The organism is Acinetobacter populi (assembly GCF_002174125.1).
In the GTDB taxonomy this organism is placed as follows: domain Bacteria; phylum Pseudomonadota; class Gammaproteobacteria; order Pseudomonadales; family Moraxellaceae; genus Acinetobacter; species Acinetobacter populi.
This window is the reverse complement of the sequence record NZ_NEXX01000001.1, coordinates 560886-580753: the sequence shown is the minus strand read 5'-3', so window position 1 is coordinate 580753 and position 19868 is coordinate 560886. Positions and strand designations below refer to the sequence as shown.

The 19868-nt window shown below is 39.7% G+C and carries 19 protein-coding genes; 18 read left to right on the top strand and 1 reads right to left on the bottom strand.

Annotated elements, in window-relative coordinates; all coding sequences use genetic code 11:
- The first annotated feature begins 7 nt into the window (after positions 1-7).
- The 7 genes from CAP51_RS02590 to CAP51_RS02560 are packed head-to-tail and all read left to right on the top strand — an operon-like array spanning position 8 to position 5457.
- Positions 8-367 carry an IacB protein gene (locus tag CAP51_RS02590; protein WP_087619190.1) on the top strand — a complete coding sequence of 120 codons (360 nt, stop codon included), beginning with the start codon at positions 8-10 and terminating at the stop codon, positions 365-367.
- Between the two features lie 24 nt (positions 368-391).
- Positions 392-898: a nuclear transport factor 2 family protein gene (locus CAP51_RS02585; RefSeq protein WP_087619189.1), complete on the top strand. Its 507-nt coding sequence runs from the start codon at positions 392-394 to the stop codon at positions 896-898.
- A gap of 33 nt (positions 899-931) precedes the next feature.
- Positions 932-2209: an aromatic ring-hydroxylating oxygenase subunit alpha gene (locus CAP51_RS02580; RefSeq protein ID WP_087619188.1), complete on the top strand. Its 1278-nt coding sequence runs from the start codon at positions 932-934 to the stop codon at positions 2207-2209.
- A gap of 12 nt (positions 2210-2221) precedes the next feature.
- Entirely contained in the window at positions 2222-2707 is a 486-nt protein-coding gene (locus tag CAP51_RS02575) for an aromatic-ring-hydroxylating dioxygenase subunit beta (RefSeq protein WP_087619187.1), read from the top strand.
- Positions 2708-2718: 11 nt separating this feature from the next.
- Entirely contained in the window at positions 2719-3456 is a 738-nt protein-coding gene (locus CAP51_RS02570) for an SDR family NAD(P)-dependent oxidoreductase (RefSeq protein WP_087619186.1), read from the top strand.
- Positions 3457-3490: 34 nt separating this feature from the next.
- Entirely contained in the window at positions 3491-4444 is a 954-nt protein-coding gene (locus tag CAP51_RS02565; protein ID WP_087619185.1) for a PDR/VanB family oxidoreductase, read from the top strand.
- Positions 4445-4491: 47 nt separating this feature from the next.
- Positions 4492-5457, top strand: a complete 966-nt coding sequence (locus CAP51_RS02560; protein ID WP_087619184.1) for a p-hydroxyphenylacetate 3-hydroxylase reductase component — start codon at positions 4492-4494, stop codon at positions 5455-5457.
- Positions 5458-5514: 57 nt separating this feature from the next.
- Here the strand turns inward: CAP51_RS02560 and CAP51_RS02555 are convergent, their stop codons facing one another.
- Positions 5515-6090 (bottom strand): HD domain-containing protein, encoded by a 576-nt coding sequence (locus tag CAP51_RS02555; RefSeq protein WP_087619183.1) that lies wholly within the window; start codon positions 6088-6090, stop codon positions 5515-5517.
- Positions 6091-6458: 368 nt separating this feature from the next.
- Here CAP51_RS02555 and CAP51_RS02550 point away from each other — a divergent pair, with 368 nt between their 5' ends.
- The 11 genes from CAP51_RS02550 to CAP51_RS02500 all read left to right on the top strand — a co-directional run bounded on the left by CAP51_RS02550 (position 6459) and on the right by CAP51_RS02500 (position 19576).
- Positions 6459-7745: an OprD family outer membrane porin gene (locus CAP51_RS02550; RefSeq protein WP_087619182.1), complete on the top strand. Its 1287-nt coding sequence runs from the start codon at positions 6459-6461 to the stop codon at positions 7743-7745.
- Between the two features lie 283 nt (positions 7746-8028).
- The gene (locus tag CAP51_RS02545; RefSeq protein ID WP_087619181.1) at positions 8029-9174 is read left to right on the top strand and encodes an ABC transporter substrate-binding protein; all 1146 of its coding nucleotides are present in this window, start codon (positions 8029-8031) and stop codon (positions 9172-9174) included.
- A 103-nt stretch (positions 9175-9277) separates the two neighbouring features.
- A complete protein-coding gene (locus tag CAP51_RS02540) occupies positions 9278-10315 on the top strand; it encodes a branched-chain amino acid ABC transporter permease (protein WP_087619180.1) in 1038 nt (345 codons plus the stop codon).
- Positions 10312-12114 carry a branched-chain amino acid ABC transporter ATP-binding protein/permease gene (locus CAP51_RS02535; protein WP_087619179.1) on the top strand — a complete coding sequence of 601 codons (1803 nt, stop codon included), beginning with the start codon at positions 10312-10314 and terminating at the stop codon, positions 12112-12114. Before CAP51_RS02540 ends, CAP51_RS02535 begins: the two co-directional genes overlap by 4 nt.
- Positions 12111-12884, top strand: coding sequence for an ABC transporter ATP-binding protein (locus tag CAP51_RS02530; protein ID WP_087619178.1), 774 nt, complete (start codon positions 12111-12113; stop codon positions 12882-12884). Before CAP51_RS02535 ends, CAP51_RS02530 begins: the two co-directional genes overlap by 4 nt.
- Before the next feature lie 14 nt (positions 12885-12898).
- Complete coding sequence (locus CAP51_RS02525; RefSeq protein ID WP_087619177.1) at positions 12899-13891, top strand: ketopantoate reductase family protein; 993 nt, start codon at positions 12899-12901, stop codon at positions 13889-13891.
- A 17-nt stretch (positions 13892-13908) separates the two neighbouring features.
- Positions 13909-14655 (top strand): class II aldolase/adducin family protein, encoded by a 747-nt coding sequence (locus CAP51_RS02520; protein WP_087619176.1) that lies wholly within the window; start codon positions 13909-13911, stop codon positions 14653-14655.
- Positions 14656-14810: 155 nt separating this feature from the next.
- Positions 14811-15272, top strand: coding sequence for a MarR family winged helix-turn-helix transcriptional regulator (locus tag CAP51_RS02515; RefSeq protein ID WP_087619868.1), 462 nt, complete (start codon positions 14811-14813; stop codon positions 15270-15272).
- A 109-nt stretch (positions 15273-15381) separates the two neighbouring features.
- Positions 15382-16296 (top strand): transcriptional regulator FeaR, encoded by a 915-nt coding sequence (feaR, locus tag CAP51_RS02510; protein ID WP_087619175.1) that lies wholly within the window; start codon positions 15382-15384, stop codon positions 16294-16296.
- 128 nt (positions 16297-16424) lie between these two features.
- The gene (locus CAP51_RS02505; RefSeq protein WP_087619174.1) at positions 16425-18026 is read left to right on the top strand and encodes a GMC family oxidoreductase; all 1602 of its coding nucleotides are present in this window, start codon (positions 16425-16427) and stop codon (positions 18024-18026) included.
- A gap of 62 nt (positions 18027-18088) precedes the next feature.
- Positions 18089-19576, top strand: coding sequence for an aldehyde dehydrogenase family protein (locus CAP51_RS02500; protein WP_087619173.1), 1488 nt, complete (start codon positions 18089-18091; stop codon positions 19574-19576).
- Positions 19577-19868 lie beyond the last annotated feature (292 nt).

Sequence of the window (19868 nt, the reverse complement as noted above, 5' to 3'; positions counted from 1 at the left end):
TAGCGAAATGGAAACCAAAAAATCACTCCGTGTATTGTTTTGTATGGGAATCAATCAAAACTTTTTTGATGCTCCTCCCGAAGAAGCCAAGGCAGTATGGGCGGCATTTGGCGAAATGTGGCACGGTATCCATGATTTACCAAATGTCACCGTATACGGCAGTCTTGATGATGATCAGAGTATGGTTGGGCCAAGTGCTGGCTGGCCGTGGACCACTTATCTTTTGGCTGATGTGCCGGATATTGAAACGGTACACGTAGCTTGCAATTTATTCCGTAGCACCGTGGTGGGTGAAGGCCCTTTTAAGCTCTGGAAATATTGTAAGGTTGAAGCGCGGGTAGGGCGCGAACTGGTGATCCAGCGTTAATTGATATGTGTTGGGGAAAATGTCATGCAGGCCATTTTACAGCGATTAGCCCGATTGGAAGCGGTCAATGAAATCCGTAACAGCATCAATCGCTATATGGAAATTTGTGATGCGTTAGATGCCAATACCAATTTATCACAATTGATGGCTCTGTTTGATGAACAGGCCATCTGGGAAGGTGTTGGCGAACGTTATCAGGCAGCATTTGGACGCTATGAAGGGCGATCTGCAATCGAAAAAATGTTTGCAGGCTATATGCAGCAACAATCACATTTTGTCATGAATGCGCATTTTGTCAGTTCGGAACAGATTGATCTGCAAGAACCACTGGCAACAGGTCGCTGGCTGATGCTGCAAACCTCAACATTTAGAGATGGCAGTTCACATCTAAATGCCGCCAGACTGCATATCCAGTTTAAATGTCAAGACGATGGTCACTGGAAAATCAGCCATTTTCAGACCGAAAACATTTTTAGTCGTCCGATCTCCTACTGGGAAAGTGCAGCAACGTTGCCTGTGCCGAAGGCTTAACCAGCTACACCCATATATTTGAGGAAAAAATCAATGAACAGTTTAATTCCGATGAGCGCCGCAGAAACGGATTATGCCGGTCTGGTACAAACCGACCGAGTGCACACTTCTTTATACAAAGACGAGCAGATCTTTGATGAAGAAATGGAAAAAATATTTTATAGCACTTGGGTCTGGGTAGCGCATGCCAGCGAAATTCCCGATGCAGGAAGTTTTAAAACCATCAATATTGGTAAACAACCTGTTGTTGTGGTACGTGACCGTAAAAAACAGGTGCATGTATTACTTAACCGTTGTCGTCATCGTGCAGCAACTGTCTGTGAGCATAAAAAAGGCAAAACCAATAGTTTTGTCTGTCCCTATCATGGCTGGAGCTATGCACTGGATGGGACTTTGCGTGGTGTACCTGCCCCAGAAAGTTATGGTGAATGCCTAGATAAAAGTGAGTTTCCCTTGGTTAATCTGCGGGTTGAAGAGTACAACGGCATGATTTTCGCCTCATTTAAACAGGATATCGAACCTTTGCTGGATTTTCTTGGTCCTGCAAAAAAATGGATGGACCTATTTATGAAACAAGGTGCAGGTTATCCCATTAAAGTGCTGGGCGAGCATCGTTTCCGTTTTCCGGGTAACTGGAAAATCCAGCTGGAAAATACCACAGATGCTTATCATTTTCCGTTGGTGCATAAATCATTCTTAAGTTCGGTGGATGAGCAAACCGAACGCATGTTGGATTTTGTGGGTGGTCCTGGTTATGTCGAAGATCTGGGTAATGGTCATAGTGTGATGGTAATGATTCCGGAGCTGATTGATCTGGAAGAAGAACTGATGGAGCGTGATATTCCGGAACGCTTTGAAGCGTTGGCACAGGCATTACGTGATGAAGGACATGAAGAGTTACAAGTCCGTCGTATTGTGCGAGCAGTTGGTGGTTCCGGTTTTAACCTCAATCTTTTTCCAAACATTGCCTGTTCTATGGCGTTTTTCCGAGTATTACAACCGATTTCTGTACAGGAAACCGAAATTCATCATGCTGTGATTACTATGGACGGTGGTCCGCAACTGGCCAATCAGTACCGTTTGCGTTTGCATGAACACTTTCAGGGACCGCTGGGTTTCGGTACACCGGATGATTCTGAAGCATGGGAACGGGTACAGCATGGTGCAGCCGCAGGCAATGATCTCTGGATTATGCTGAATCGTGGCTTGCCGGGTGAGGTGAAAACCGAAGATGGCTTGAAAAGTGATGTTAGTGCTGAAACAGGTATGCGTGCGGCCTATCAGCAATGGAAAAAGATGATGACTGCATAGGATAGAGAAGACATGAACGAACAATTACAGCGATTAACTGAAGTGACAGCATTCATCTGGACCGAAGCCGATATGCTGGATCATGCTGAATATCAGGCTTGGCTTAATCTATGGGAAAAAGATGGCAAATATATCATTCCGATTGATCCAGCATTGACGGATTATGAAAACCATCTGAATTATGCCTATGACGATCATCATATGCGCCAGTTACGGGTAGAGCGTCTGGAAAATGGTGAAGCGATTTCCACTTCACCCAAAGCCAATACCGTACGCAGTGTTTCACGCGTCCGTATCTTGCAGGAAGAGGGTAATACCGTGGTGTTGCGTTGTGCTCAGAATCTGCGTGAGTTTCGTAAGGAAAACCTGCGTCATTACACCGCCGATGTGACATATACCCTAGTCCGCAATGCGGAGGGTGAATTTAAGATTCAGCGCAAAATCATCAATTTGATCAATTCAACCGATACCTTGGCGGGTATTAGTTATCTTCTTTAAGGTGGTGAACAATGGGTAAAGTTGTCTTGATCACAGGATCATCATCGGGTTTGGGTTATGTGATTGCCGACTATCTGGCGAGTCAGGATTATCAGGTGATTGTTTCGGGTACCAGTCTGGAAAAGGCACAGGAAGCGATTGCAGGGAGTCAGTATGCAAAAAACATGTATGCCTTAAAGCTGGATATTTCGCTTGAAGATGATTTTTATCAGGCGGTGCGATGGATTGAAGAGAAGTTTTCGCGACTGGATGTGTTGGTCAATAATGCCTCGGTCACCAAAGCCACCCCTGTTTTGGAGATTAGTGCAGCGGAATTTGATTGGGTTACGCAGATTAATCAGCGTGGCACATTTCAGGCTTGTCAAATTCTGGGTCAGTATATGGCTGGAAAAGGCGCGGGACGTATCATCAATATGGCATCTCTGGCCGGACAGAATGGCGGTACGGCAACGGGGGCACACTATGCTGCCAGCAAAGGGGCGATTGTGACTTTGACCAAAATTTTTGCCAAACAATTTGCGGCACAGGGTGTCACAGTGAATGCAATTGCGCCAGGTCCAATGGATTCACCTGCGGTACAAAGCATTGTCGCTGCGGAAAAGATGCAACAGTTTATTGATAATATTCCCGTTAAGGCATTGGGAAGTATGACGTTTATTGCACAAACCGTTGACTTGCTGGCCAGTGATAACGCTTATTTTGTGACGGGTGCAACCTGGGATATCAATGGTGGTTTATTTATGCGCTAGATCAATTGATCCGAGGCATAACGTAGAGGTAAACATGACTGAACTTTATACGGTAAAGGTAAAAGACCGCCATGTGGAAGGTGGCAATGTGGCAGTGTTGGAGTTTGAGTCTGCAACAGATCAGGTACTGCCAAGTGTTGAAGCAGGATCACATATTGATGTGCATCTGCCTAATGGTTTGGTACGCCAATATTCTTTATGTCAAAACCCGGCACAGGTAGGCATTTTTCGTCTGGGGATTTTAAAAGACCCTGCATCGCGTGGTGGATCATTATCGGCATTTAATGATCTTCAAGCGGGTATGCAATTGCAGGTGAGTGCGCCGCGCAATTTATTTCCACTCTCTAAAGCCAAGCATACTGTATTGATTGGTGGTGGAATAGGTATCACACCACTGATTACTATGGCTTATCAACTGTTACAACAGGGTGCATCTTTCGAGCTGCATTATTGTGGTAAAAGTGCAGGCAGTAGTGCATTTGTGGAAGAAATTAAAAGCGGTGAGTTGGCAGCATTTAGCTATTTTCATTTTAAGGATGAAGGGGCAAATCATCGGCAGTTTTTTCAGGACAGTATTCAGAATATTGATCCGGCGACACATATTTATACCTGTGGCCCCAATGGGTTTATGGATTGGGTAATCAATTTGGCACAGTCGCAACATATTCCGGATGAGCAAATTCATAAAGAATATTTTCAAGTTGAGGCAGATTTAAGTGGTGATAGTTTTGAAGTTGTAGCACAGCGCAGTGGAAAAATTATTATGGTGGATGCCGAGGAAACTATTATTGCTGCCTTGGCCCGAGAAGGCATCAAAATAGAAATGTCGTGCGAGCAGGGCGTTTGTGGTACCTGTATGTGTGATGTGATTGAAGGTGAGCCGGATCATCGCGATGTGTATTTTACCGATGAGGAAAAAGCCAGTAATGAACAAATACTGGTGTGTTGTTCCCGATCTAAAACTTCACGTCTGGTATTAGATATTTAATTCTGGGCGAACGATTAAGATATGAAAACGGTTGTAGGAGAATGAAGATGAATTCATTACAGGCCATGGATGCAATCAGCATTGATCCATTACAATTTCGGCGCGCTTTGGGTAATTTTGCAACAGGTGTAACCATTATCACTGCACAAAATGAATCGGGTGAAAAAGTAGGTGTGACTGCCAATAGCTTTAATTCGGTTTCTCTTGATCCACCACTCATCTTGTGGAGTATTGATAAAAAATCTTCAAGTTTTTCCGTATTTGAGCAGGCTTCACATTTTGCGGTAAATATCTTATCGGCATCTCAGATTGAGCTTTCCAATACATTTGCCCGTCGTAATATTGATAAATTTGCCAATGCACGGTTTCAGCCGGGTGCAGGCATGGTGCCTGTTCTGGAAAATTGTTCTGCAGTATTTGAGTGTGAACGTCATCAAATTGTAGAAGGTGGTGACCACTGGATAATCATTGGTAAAGTGGTTAATTTTTATGATGAAGGGCGTAGTCCACTGGTTTACCATCAAGGTGCTTATTCTAGTGTCATGCCACATCCAAGTTTAGATATTCCACAAGATCATATGACAGCAGGTCAGGAAGATGCGGACAATATTTATCGGGGGCGATTATATGATAATGCTTGTTATTTGATGAGTCGCGCGATCAAGGCCTATCAAAAAACCTATATTCCAAAACAATGTGCATCAGGTTTTCGAACTAGTGAAGCCCGTTTATTACTGGTACTTGCCAGTGAAACGGCATCGTGTAAGGAAGAATTATCGCGTGATGTTGCCATGCCAATGTTGGAAATTGAACGTGCTTCTGAAATTCTGCAAAAACAGGGATTATTACTGGATCAGGGTGATTTTTTTGAACTGACTGAAAAAGGCTTGGAAACTGCACAATGGTTATTTGAAATTGCAGATAGTCATCAAAATGAAGTATTTAAAAATTATTCTGAGCAAGAGAAAGAAACTTTTATCAAAATTTTAAAGGATTTGGTGGGTTTAAAATAATTAGTTAAAGATTAAAAAAAGCGAATAGAATTTATTTTATTCGCTTTATTTTTTGGATTAAATATTTTTATATAAAGATTTTTTGGGTGTTGCAAGGACTTGCTCCAGCATTGGGATGAAAAATTCTAAAGGTAATGTTTCCATATTTTGGTCAAAAGCAGGAGAGTCATATTTTCTGCAAAACTCTTCTGTATAACTAAAATAAGGATGATCTTTAAATTGATTACGTTGAAAACGATCCAGTCCAATATGATGAAAAAAATAATAGCCCTGAAAAATACCATGATGTTTTAACATCCAGTAATTTTTTTCACTAATAAAAGGTTCCAATAATGTTGCGGCGAGATCGGCATGATTATAACACGCCAATGTATCTCCAATATCATGTAACAATGCACAAACTACATATTCAGGATCACGCCCATCTTGATATGCCAATGTCGCAGTTTGTAAACAATGTGTTAAACGATCAACCGGAAAGCCACCATGATCATCTTTTAATAAAAGTAAATGATCAATTATTCGTTGTGTATGATTTTTCTTAAATAATTTAAAGTGTTCAGCAATGATTTTAAAATCACTTTGTTCACTTTCAATAATATTTTTAAATTTTGCCTTTGATAAACTGCTCATTAAGGTGCACTCTTTAAAATAAAAGAGTTATTCATGCAATAATTATTCCATAAAAATTGTATAAAATACCATGAATTTATTTGGTGCATTATAATTAATATTAACTGTCAAATTGTAATAAAATATTTAAAGAAAAGTTAAATTATTAGAAAAATCACATAAAAATATGGCTTAAATTTGCTGGTTGAAATTTATTCTCATTTGTTATTTTAATTTTGCACAATCATGGCATACATATAGTTTTAAATTTTTTCTTTGGCGGTTTTGTGCATTTTTAGTGCGTTTCATAAAATTGACATTTCAATTAAAAAATAACATAGTTTTAGTCGGGTTTATGGGTTGGTTATATTTTTTGGAAGGGTTTAATTATGTCTGTTAAAGCAAAGTTTTATACTGGTAATAATAAAACCTATTTGGCTTTATTAATAAGTGCAATGGGTTTTCAAAATGTTTATGCAGATTTTTTAGAGGACAGTGAATCATCGATTTATTTAAGAAATTTTTATATTGATCGTAGTTTTGATCGGGTTAAAAGGCCTGATATTGGAAGTTGGACACAGGCAGTTTCTGGTAAGTTTAAATCAGGTTATACGGATACACCAATTCAGATTGGTTTGGATGCATCTGTACAATATGCTTTTCGATTAAATGATCATAATGCAAAGCGTGCTGATACTATTATTCCTTTTGATACAGTAAAAGGTGAGCAATATAATGATTATGTGAAATATGGGGCGACATTAAAATTGAAATATAATGAAACCGAATTAAAAGTTGGTGAATTATATCCAATGACACCTGTTGCATTTATTGATGATTCACGGCAGTTAGTAACCAGCTATGCTGGTGCAATGCTAGAGTCAAAAGATATTAAAGATCTAAAAGTTAGTGCAGGCCGTTTGACTCGTATTAATGGTCGGGAAGATGATGAATATCGAAAAATCAGTTTATTTACTGGGCAGGCCAGTTCTAATCCAAATGCATTGGGGAGTGATGGTCTGAATTTTATTGGCCTAGATTATAATTTTACACCCAAAATATCTGGTTCATATTGGTATGGTCAGTTAGAAGATATCTATCAACAACATTATGCTAAGCTAGCCTATAGTACTCAGATTGGCGGTGCAAAAGTTAGCATCGATGGTCGTTATTTTAATAATAAGGAAGATGGTGATGCATTTTATGGGAAAATAGACAGTCAATCCTATGGCTTAATGACAACTATTCAAAATGGTGATCATTTATTCTCTACAGGGGTAAGGAAAAATGAAGGCCCAAGTACTTTTCCTACTTTAACTGGTTATGCACCCCAACCATTTTTACATGCATGGTCTAATTTGGGTTTTGTAAGTCCGGAAGAGATGACTTGGCATATTTTATATCGTTATGATTTTAAAGGATTGGGTTTACCAGGTTTATCAACGACTTTGCGTTATTTACATGGCGATAATATTTATCGTGCGGGTATGAGTGATAATACGGAAATTGAAAAAAGTTTCATGCTGAGCTATGTCGTTCCCGAAGGTAAACTTAAAGGTTTGGGGTTGCAATGGATGAATATCAACACCGATACCAAGTATGATAAAACGACTAATAATCCTGGGGCAAAATGGCAGGAAAATCGTTTAATTGCAACTTATACATATAAATTCTAAACTTATTTTTGATATTGAAAGCCTACTGAAAAAGTGGGCTTTTTTTATGCACTTTTATCAGTATTGGGTTTATTTTAGGGCATAAAATTAGTTGAAAAGTATATTTTTATTTTAAATTCTTTTTTGCTTAAATTTTTATTGTAAGTTATTGATATATATAATTTTAAAAATTTTTATAAAATAATAAATGTGGCATGGATACTGCATAAATACTGTATGTAATATTTAGATGTTTCAATCAAATTGTATTGAGCATGACATCAAACTAAGAGGAGAGTTTGGCATGAATTTCATCAAGACAGCCCTATTTGGCGCCATTTTAACAGGTAGCATGTCAGCCGCTTTTGCTGATATTAAAATTGGTGTTGTGACATCTTCAAGTGGACCCGTTGCAATGGTCGGTATTCCACAGAAAAATACCATTGCATTATTACCCAAAACATTAGGCGGTCAGACAGTTCGCTATATTTCGATTGATGATGCCAGTGATCCGACCGCTTCTGTCAAGGCGGTGAATAAGCTGATCAAGGAAAATAATGTTGATGCGATTATCGGACCTTCAGGTTCACCTAATGTCATGGCGGTGATTGGTACAGTTGCCAAGGCAGGCGTACCTTTATTGGCTCCGGTAGGTACATCCAGTGCGGTATTACCGATGGATGCACAAAAAAAATGGGTATTTAAGACCACACAAAATGATGATCTGATTGCATCTGCACTGATTCAGGATATGGTGAAGCGTAAAATCAAAACTTTAGGGTTTATTGGGACCGCTGATCCGTATGGAGATAACTGGAATAAAGTGGTGACTTCACTGGCAGCAAAAAATGGTATTAGTATTGTTGCCAAAGAAAGTTTTCAGCGTCAGGATACCTCACTCACCGGGCAGGCACTTAAGCTGATTGCCAAAAAACCACAGGCAATTTTAGTTGCAGCACCGGGAAGTTCTGCGGTAACACCACAAACTGCATTGTATGATCGTGGCTATCGCGGACAAATGTATCAAACGCATGGTGCAGCCCTAGATCAATTTCTGAAAATGGGTGGCAATAAAGTCAATAATACAATTTTGGCGGCAAGTTTGATGCTGGTGATTGATGAAATTCCAAATAGTAATCCATCTAAAGCTGTTGCCTTAAACTATATGAATAATTATAAAAAACTTTATGGCAGCTATCCCGCGACTTTTGGTGCAAATGTTTATGATGCAGGTTTATTGTTGGAAAAAGCAGTACCAATTGCCTTGAAACAGGCAAAACCGGGTTCTTTACAATTCCGCCAAGCCTTGCGCAGTGCACTGGAAAACACCAAAAATCTTGCCGGAACACAGGGTGTTTATAACATGACACCGACTGACCACAGTGGTTTTGATCAACGTGGCCGCGTCATGATTACTGTAAGCAATGGTCAATGGAAGTTACTGAAATAATTTTTAGTTTAACTATTTTCTAACTTATTCAAAACTTAATTTTTTGGGGATAAATATCTCTTGGAGAGGTTTTGTCTCTAAAAAATGAAACAGGGTAAGGTATATGGATTTTAACATCGCATTAATTTTAGGTCAGGATGGGATCACCAGTGGGGCAATTTATGCCTTACTGGCACTGTGTATTATTCTGGTCTTTACGGTTACCCGTATTTTATTAATTCCGCTGGGTGAGTTTACTGTTTTTGGTGCATTAACGCTGGCATCTATACAGGCAGGAACACCAAGTACGATTGTCTGGTTGCTTGTTGCACTTTTTATCATCAATGTGCTGTTGGATGGCTATGCCTATTTTAGACATCACGTTTATTTTAACTGGAAAATGAAAATTGCCTTGGGTATCTATATTGCGATATTGGTGGGTGCCATGTACCAACTGCCTTTGGCCACCTTACCCATGTTTTTACAGATTCTGTTTACACTGGCAATTCTTACCCCATTGGGTCCGATGCTCTATCGTAGCTGTTTTCAACCGATTGCTTCGGCAAAGTCTCTAGTCTTACTGATCGTTTCTATTGCAGCACATGTCGCTCTAGTCGGTATTGGTTTGGTGATTTTTGGACCAAATGGTGCTCAGACACAACCGTTTAGTGATGCAAGTTTTGAACTTGGCAGCTTAAGTGTGAGTAGCCAGACTTTATGTATTTTGGCTGCGTTTCTGATTTTGATCATTGCATTATGGTATTTCTTCGGAAAAACATTGTACGGCAAGGCCTTACATGCTACAGCAGTTAATCGTGTGGGGGCGCAATTGATGGGAATCTCACCTATATTTGCCGGAAAGGTTACCTTTGCATTGGCTGCATTTATTGGTGCACTCTCTGGCATTTTAATTTCTCCTGTCACCACCTTGTATTACGATTCTGGCTTTTTAATCAGCTTAAAAGGTTTTGTCGGCGCCATTATTGGTGGGCTGGTGAGTTTTCCTGTTGCAGCAATCGGATCGATCGCAGTTGGATTAATTGAGTCTTTTTCAATGTTCTGGGCCAGTGATTATAAAGAGATTATTGTGTTTACGATCATTATTCCTTTCTTAATTTGGAAGTCTTTAACTTCCCGTCATTCAGAGGAGGATGGTGAATGAAAACGAAGTATTTGCTATTGGCTTTCGCACTCATCACTTTGGTTAGTCCATTAATTCTACCTGCTTATCAGGTCACTTTATTGAATTATATTGGTTTGAATGCACTGGTGGTTTTGGGACTGATTTTGCTGACAGGTGTTGGCGGTATGACTAGTTTTGGTCAGGCTGCCTTGGTCGGAATTGGTGCTTATACCACGGCCTATATTTCTGCCACCGAACAGTTACCACAATGGCTGGCCTGGACCAATGGTAGTCCTTGGATGGCATTAATTCTGGGTATTATGATTACCATCATCTCGGCAATTTTGGTCGGTGGATTAACGCTAAAACTCTCTGGGCATTATCTGCCACTGGGTACAATTGCTTGGGGTATCTCGCTGTATTATTTCTTTTCTACCATTGATAGTCTGGGTGGACCTTCTGGCATATCCAATATCCCAAGCATTCATCTACTGGATTACACCCTTGATAGCAGCAATAAAATGTTTTATCTCATTTGGGTAATTCTTTTTATTGCCATTCTTCTGACCAAAAATCTCTTAAATTCCAGAGAGGGTCGTGCCATTCGTGCACTCAATGGCGGGCAGATTATGGCGGAATCTATGGGCGTGAATACCTTTCGTTCAAAAATGGTAATTTTTGTCATCGCTTCAATCTATGCCTCTATTTCCGGTTGGCTTTATGCACACAATCAGGCATTTATTAATCCAACACCATTTGGTTTGCAGGCTGGTATTGACTATCTATTTATGGCGCTGTTAGGCGGTGTTGGCAGCATTTGGGGTGCAATTCTGGGTGCGGGTATTTTTACCATGGCGCGGCAATGGTTACAGGATTTTCTGCCAGTAATTTTTGGTTCAGAAGGGCATTATGAAACCATCGTGTTCGGTTTATTAATCGTGGTTTTGATGCAAAAAGCACCTGCCGGACTATGGCCCATGATTGTCAAACTCGTGCCACAAAAATTCCGTGCAAAAGATCAGCATTTTGCCATTACCCCACCGACACGGGAATTACCTTCTCTGGAATTTCCATTAAAAGGTTCGGTGATTTTGGAAGCAAAAGATGTGACCAAAAAATTTGGTGGTCTGGTCGCTAATAACCAGATGAATTTGTCTATCCATGCAGGTGAAATTCTGGCACTGATTGGTCCGAATGGGGCCGGTAAAAGTACCATGTTTAATCAGCTTTCCGGGGTTGATGTACCGACTAGTGGTGATGTCATCTTTCTGGGTGAAAAAATCAATGGACAGAGTTCCCGCGAAATTGCCAAAAAAGGTTTAAGCCGAACATTTCAGCACGTCAAGATTTTACCGGAAATGACGGTACTTGAGAATGTTGCCATTGGTGCCCATTTGCGTGGTGATAAAGGTGTGATTGCCTCCATGTTGCTGTTGGATCGGGAAGAAGAAAACAATCTTTTAAACGAAGCAAAGGCGCAGCTTGAGCGTGTTGGTCTGGGCGATTATCTCTATACCGAAGCAGGTAATCTAGCACTGGGACAGCAACGTATTCTGGAAATTGCCCGTGCTTTATGTGCTAGACCGTCTTTATTGTTGTTAGATGAGCCAGCTGCTGGATTGCGTTTTCAAGAGAAGCGCGCTTTGGCAGATTTACTCGGCAAACTGAAGTCCGAAGGCATGGCAATTTTGCTGGTTGAGCACGATATGGATTTTGTCATGAATTTAGTGGATCGCGTGGTGGTCATGGAATTCGGACAGAAAATTGCCGAAGGATTACCCGAAGAAATCCAGAAAAATGAAGCGGTACTGGAAGCTTATCTCGGAGGTGCAGCATGAGTATGATTGAACAAAATGATCAAGGTAAGTCGTTGCTAGAAGTCAAAAACTTAAGTGTGGCTTATGGCAAGGTCGAGGCATTGCTAAACTTTAATATGCGGGTTAATGAAGGTCAGATTGTTTCTGTGGTGGGGCCAAATGGTGCTGGGAAAACTACGTTATTGTCTGCCATTATGGGTGTATTGGGTTCAAAAGGTCATGTGGAGTTTGATGGTGAAATTGGACAATGCCCGCAGATCGAACGCATGGTGGTGCGTGGACTTGGACTTGTACCGGAAAAGCGTGAACTCTTTAGTTCGATGAGTATAGAAGACAATTTGATGTTGGGTGCATTTCAGCGTTATCGTCATGGCGATCGTAGCTATAAAGACACACTGGAGCAGGTATATAGTATTTTCCCTCGCTTAAAAGAACGATGCGGTCAGGAGGCTGGAACTTTGTCCGGTGGCGAACGTCAGATGTTGGCGGTTGGTCGGGCTTTGATGGCAAAACCTAAATTATTGATGCTGGATGAACCTAGTCTGGGTTTGGCACCTTTAATTACTCGTGAAATTTTCAAGATCATTGATCAGTTACGTGGACAAGGCGTTTCCATTTTATTGGTTGAACAAAATGCTCGCGCGGCACTCAGACTTGCGGATTATGCCTATGTGCTGGAAATGGGTGAATTATCCATGCAAGGTCGCGGGGCAGATCTGGTTGAAGATCCACGTATTATCGAGAGCTATCTCGGCATCAATAGCAAGCATCAAGATGTGCTGGCAATCTAGAAGGTGCGATAGCAATGGATAAACAGACAAAGATTTGTATCGTGGGTGCTGGTGCAATTGGTTGTACGGTAGCAGCTCGATTGATTCTAGCCGGATTTGATCATGTAGCCTTGATCGCCCGTGGTGAAAATCGACAGGCATTGCTAAAGAATGGTATTCATCTTAAAGATTTAACCGGTGAACATCATGTTAAACCTTACCAGGTATTAGAGGATACTGCATTATTGCCCGTGCAGGATGTGGTCTTTATTGCAACTAAAGCAGATGCGTTGCGAAATGTACTGACTGATATTCTGCCTGTGCTGTACGATCAAACTCTATTGATTCCACTCATGAACGGTATTCCTTTCTGGTATTTTTATATCGGACAGCAAGATGACCAAGTCGAAGTAATACAATGTCTGGATCAAGATCATTATTTGATTAAGTATTTCCCATTACAGCACTTGATTGGCGCAGTGGTATTTATCACGGCGCAGTTACATGGGTATGGGAAAGTACAATCCGATAATCCATATTTATTGATTTTTGGTGAACCTAATCATCAATCAAGTGACCGGCTACAAGCACTAAAGTTAATGTTTCAGGATACCGGGATCGAAGCACGAGCAGTTGAAAATATCCGTGATCAGATCTGGACCAAAGTTATTGCTAATTTAAGTTCCAATCCCTTGTCGGTTGTTACGGGTGCCACCTTAAAAGATATCTATTCTCATCCACAACTATTACCTGTCGTCACAGAAATCATGCAGGAAATACGCCTGGTTGCTGTCAGCTATGGTGCCAGAATTAGCATTGATCCTCATAGTTTTCTAAAACTTGGTAGCGAAATGGGGGAGGTTCATACCTCAATGTGGCAGGACTTTCAACATAAACGACCACTGGAATTAAACAGTATTGCGACGGCGGTATTTGAACTGGCGCAACGTTATCAATGTCCAATGCCAACCACTTTCAACATCTGTAATTTAGCCAAATTTATCAGTGAACAATCATTGCATTGCTAATCTTAGAGGAAAATAAAATGAACTCATCAGTTACTACATTAAATTGTTCTCAACAGGAATGGGAACTGCGGGTTAAACTGGCCCAATGCTATCATCTGGTCGATTTTTTTGGTTGGACAGAAACAATTTTCAATCATATTTCTGCACGTTTGCCAGGTGAACATGCCTATTATCTGGTTAATCCTTTTGGATTAAATTACAGCGAAGTGACACCTGAAAACCTGTTGAAAGTGGATCATACCGGCAATAAAGTTGAACCCTCTGCATATGATGGGAATCCTGCCGGATTTGCATTACATAGTGCAATTCATACTGCTCGTGAAGATATCTGCTGTTTAATTCATACCCATACCACACCGATTAGTGCCATTGTGCAAAAAAAACAGGCCTTTAAATACGATAGTTTTTATGGGGCACAGCTCTATGGTCGTATTGGTTATCATGCATTTGAGGGCATCACTTTATTTCAAGATGAAAAAGAACGAATGATTCAAAGTTTGGGTGATAAGCATATTCTTGTGCTGCGTAATCATGGCATTGCAGTCGGTGAAAGCAGTATAGAAAAAGCTTTTTTCTTACTCTGGACAGTACAGCGCGCAGCGGAAATTCAATGTCAGGCTGATGCAATGGGTGGGGAAGATGTGCCACTAGCAGATGATATTAAAGAAAAATGTGCTGATTTAACTGCAATGTTGATACGGGAAAGTGGGTTTGCTACAAAATTTTTCGATGCCATGGTGCGTAAGATGCAAAGTGAAAAATGAATACTATAAATCATTAAATGATTGGTATAAAAATAGAGTTGTATTCTGCAACTCTATTTTTATATGCAGGAATATCATTATTTTTCATCTTTATATTTTTATCAGGATAAGGAAATGATAAACTAAAAAAACAAACTGATTTGTGAATGCTGAAGATGACAAATAAATACTCCAAATATTTTCCAATACATGATGATTTTAGTATTGATGATTTTCCTTATTACTGGATTTCACAGGTACATGGATTATATATTACAAAAATGGATAATTCATTAAAACAATATGGTTTGGATAATTCCAGACGACGGATTATTCTGGCTGTACATGCAAGACAGAATGCGAGTATTTCCGAATTGGCTGAGATGGCAATTATCAAGATTCCTACAGCGACCAAAATTATTTACCGGTTAAAAGATGAAGGTATTTTGGATACTTCAGTATGTGATACCGATAGTCGAATTACTAGAGTCAGTCTGACCACAAAAGGCCATGATATGGTAATTAAAATTAATGAAATTACTTCATTATTATTTAATGATAGCTTTGCTGGATTAAAACCTTCTGAAATTAAAAAACTAAACGATGCCTTAAAAATAATTAAAAATAATTTGAGTTAAAATAAAATTCCTGAGTTGTAATTAAATATTTATAACTCAGGTGTTGGTATATAAAATGCATGTTTATTCAGGTGGAAATGAATTTTAAGTGTATTTTGTAGGGATAGATATGATTAAAGCAAATCTTTCTCAAATTTCTGTCTGGACAGAACATATTGAATCTGTATGTGGTGCATTTGAAACAAAGTTTAATGCTGATCAAGCTTTGTTTATTGGAGAAGTGCGAGCTTATCAATTAGGCAACACAGAAGTTGCTTTTATTCGCAGCAATGCCAATCAGATAGTTCGCCAAAAAGGCAAGTTGGACCGTGCTGAAGATCGTTTCTGCTTTTTGATTTTTCAACCCAAAGGAAAAATGCTGATTTATCAAGATGAACAAAAAATACAAATAAATGAAAATGATATCGTTTTACTTGATACCGCAAAGACTATCGAAATGTTCCCGCAAGGTATGTTTGAACATATTTCTGTACATCTTTCCCGAGAAAAATTATTGATCAATGATATCACAGCACAGCATTTTGGCAGATTAAATACCAGTAATATGAGTGGACATTTACTTAAAAATATTCTGCAACAAATTGCCCATGATCAGATTGAGCTCTGGCATTCACAGCAAGATGGAAATGCATTTGAAGATGCTTTAATTGCTTTATTAAAACCAATGATACATTATGATTCAAACCTAAAAGTTGATCCCATGAAATATCGCGCGGAACGATTTATTATAGAGCAATTACAGAATCCATATTTGGGTCCAAAATTAATTTCAGATCATTTAGGAATTTCTTCTCGGCAACTTTACCGATTATTTTCAGGTGAAAATCAATCTATTAGTCGATATATACAATATTTAAGATTACAACAGATCTATAAAGAAATTATCAATCTGGATAATCAAAAGATTTCATTGACTGAAATTGCACTTAAATGGGGATTCGAGGACAGTTCTCATTTTTCCCGTTGTTTTAAAAAGCAGTATGGTATTGCACCACGTCAATTGAGAGTTCAGCTTTTAAATTAAATATTTATTATTTTAAATAATGTCACACTAATACAAGTTTTAGGCAAATACAGTCAAGACAGATGATGATAAATCGCATGTAATCCTATTAATCCCATGATTAATTCAATGGCTAATCGAGGTGTTAAATGGATAAAGTTTTTGATTATATTATTATTGGTGCTGGTTCTGCCGGATGTGTGGTGGCAACCCGTTTGCTCGAAGCAAATGCAGGTTCAGTATTATTATTGGAAGCTGGCGAGCCAGATAGTAGTATTTTCCATAAAATACCTGCTACGGTAGTTAAGGTATTTCAACAAAAATCATGGCCTTATATGTCTGTGCCACAGCAGCATTGTAACCAGCGTGAAATGATTTTGGCGCAAGGTAAGGTATTGGGTGGTGGTAGTTCGGTCAACGGAATGATTTATATTCGCGGTCAGCGTCAGGATTATGAATCATGGGAAAAGGACTGGGGGTGTCAGGGATGGGGCTATCAAGATGTGTTGCCTTATTTTAAAAAAGCGGAAAACAATGAAAGCTTGTCTGATCAATACCATAGTCAAGGTGGACATTTACCTGTCAGTGAAAATCGTTATCGTCATCCATTAACACTTGCATGTATTCGAGCTGGGCAGCAAATGGGCCTAAAATATGTCAATGATTTTAATGGTTGGTCGCAAGAAGGTGTGGGTTTTTATCAAACTACGACTAAAAATGGTGAACGTGCCAGTGTATCGCAAACCTATTTAAAATCGGTAAAAGATAATCCCAAACTGACCATTATCACACAGGCCTTAGTGCATAAAATTGAGGTTGAGAACGATATTGCAACTGGGGTGATCTATAGTATTGCAGATCAGGCGCCGATTCAGGTTAAGGCAAAACAAGAAATCATTGTCAGTGCTGGTGCAATTGGCAGTCCAAAAGTCTTGTTATTATCTGGCATAGGACCAAAACAACAATTAGCACAACATGAGATTACGTGTATTCGAGATTTGCCAGTTGGTGAGAATTTTCATGATCATTTACATATGTCGGTGAATGCCACGATCAAGGATCCAATCAGTATTTTGGATGAAGATCAGGGCTTAAAGGCACTTAAGCACGGCTTACAGTGGATGTTGACGCGGTCTGGTCTATTAACCTCAAATATTCTTGAGGGTGCAGGTTTTGTTGATAGTCAACAGCAGGGCCGGGCAGACATTCAATTCCATTTTTTACCGATTCTGGATAATTTTGATAATACCCCGGGAGAGAAAGAGGCAGCACAAGAACATGGCCTTACCATCAAGGTGGGACATCTACAACCTAAGGCTCGGGGGCGAGTAACCTTACGTAGTAATAACCCAAAGGATTTGCCTGTCATTGATCCAAATTATCTGGGTCATTCCGATGATGTTGCAGGCAATATTCGTGCAGTCCAACAGGGTTTAAAAATGTTTCAGCAACCTGCTTTACAAGCCATTATCAAACAAGTGACTGAACCTGCGCAAACATTGCCAGAAGATGGTGATGCGATTGAAGCATGGATGCGACAAAATATTAAAACGGTTTATCACCCAGGTGGTTCATGCTGTATGGGTGTGGATCCACAAAAGTCTGTTACGGATTTACAGCTGAAAGTTCATGGTATGAAGAATTTAAGAGTGATTGATTGCTCGATTTGTCCGCAAGTACCTAGTGGTAATACCAATGCCATTGCCATCATGATCGGTGAGCGTGGTGCGGATTTTATTTTAAATCCTTAACGTCTCTGATGGTCTAAGGTCATCAAATCAATCTAATATTTTTAGGCAATCAGGAAAAAATCATGAGCGAAATTACAATATTGGCTTCCGTACAGCAATTCTTACAGCGCCAGCATGGACATTTTATTGACGGTGAACAAAAAGCCTCCTTAAATACCCAACGTTTTGAGTTAATTAACCCGGCCACCGAGCAAACTATTTCCAGTATCAGCATCGGTGATAAACATGATGTCGAGCAAGCTGTACAAAGTGCGCATCATGCTTTTAAACAGCAATGGGCAAATATTTCTCCCTATGAAAAAGGGGTTTTGTTGAATAAATTGGCTGATTTGGTTGAACAACATGCCGAAGAGTTGGCGCAATTGGAAACATTAAATTCCGGTAAGATGATTAATATTTCCCGTCATTTGGAAGTCGCGCAAAGTGTGGTATTTCTACGCTATTTTGCCGGTTGGGCGACCAAAATTAGTGGTAAAACCATGCAGCCTTCTTTGCCTTCAATGCACGGTGAAAAATATACAGCATTTACGCTACGGCAGCCGGTGGGTGTCGTGGCTGGGATTGTGCCATGGAATTTTTCCTTGATGATCGGCATCTGGAAAATTGCGTCTGCTTTAACGACTGGTTGTACTATTGTGCTCAAACCCAGTGAATATACGCCTTTATCCTTATTACGTCTGGCAGAAATAGCGATTGAAGCGGGTATTCCGAAAGGAGTAATTAATGTCGTGACTGGCTTGGGAGAAACTGGGCAGTTGTTGATAGCATCGCCTTTGGTGAAAAAGGTATCGTTTACCGGTTCGGTTCCGACAGGTATTGCTATTGGTAAAATGGCCATGGATAGTGATTTAACTCGGGTGAGTCTGGAGTTGGGGGGCAAGAATGCTGTTGCTATTTTGGCCGATGCTGATATTGATCAATATTTACCTTCATTATTACAGTCATCATTGGTTCATCAGGGGCAGGTTTGTGCTGCACCGGAACGTTTCTTTGTGCATCAAAGTCGTTATGATGAATTTGTTGCAAAATGTTCGGCTGCCATGCAACAGTTTAAGATTAGTTCACCTTTGGAAGAAGATGCACATTTTGGCCCATTATCCAATGCATCGCATTTTCAAAAGGTCAAGCACTATCTGGATTTGGCGCGCGAGAATCAGCAAATACTCGCGGGTGGTGAAATTCTTGAACAACACGGGTTTTATATGCAGCCGACATTGGTTCGGAGTACTGGTATGAATGATCCTATATTCTGTGAGGAGATCTTTGGTCCGATTCTCGCCGTGATGCCTTTTGAACATGAAGATGAACTGATTGAAAAAATGAATCAGGGACGGTTTGGTTTAACAGCCAGTGTCTGGAGTAATGATTTGTCTAAAATCATGCGTATGATTCCACAATTGGAAGTCGGCACAGTATGGGTCAATATGCATACTTTTCTGGATCCCTCCGTACCGTTTGGCGGTGCCAAGGCTTCCGGGATCGGTAGAGAGTTTTCTGATGCATTTATTGAGGATTATACTGAGCTTAAATCTGTGATGATGTGTTATTGATAGATTAGGTTATATTCATCTTCAATTATTTATTTTTTTCTGAATACGCTTCATATAAATCTAGACTGTTTGACATTATAAGGAGTTTGTGTATAAAAAAATCACAAATTTCTTATTTTAAAAATTGATTGTAATACAATAACAAACACTCGATATATGTGATATCAATGCAGAAATTAAAGAAACTTTTAAGTGATAAGAGCGAAATTATGGATATAAGAATTCAATCATAATTTTGAGATTTTAAATTGGTAGATTTTAAAAAGGTTAGATAAAATCTAAATTAGTGTCA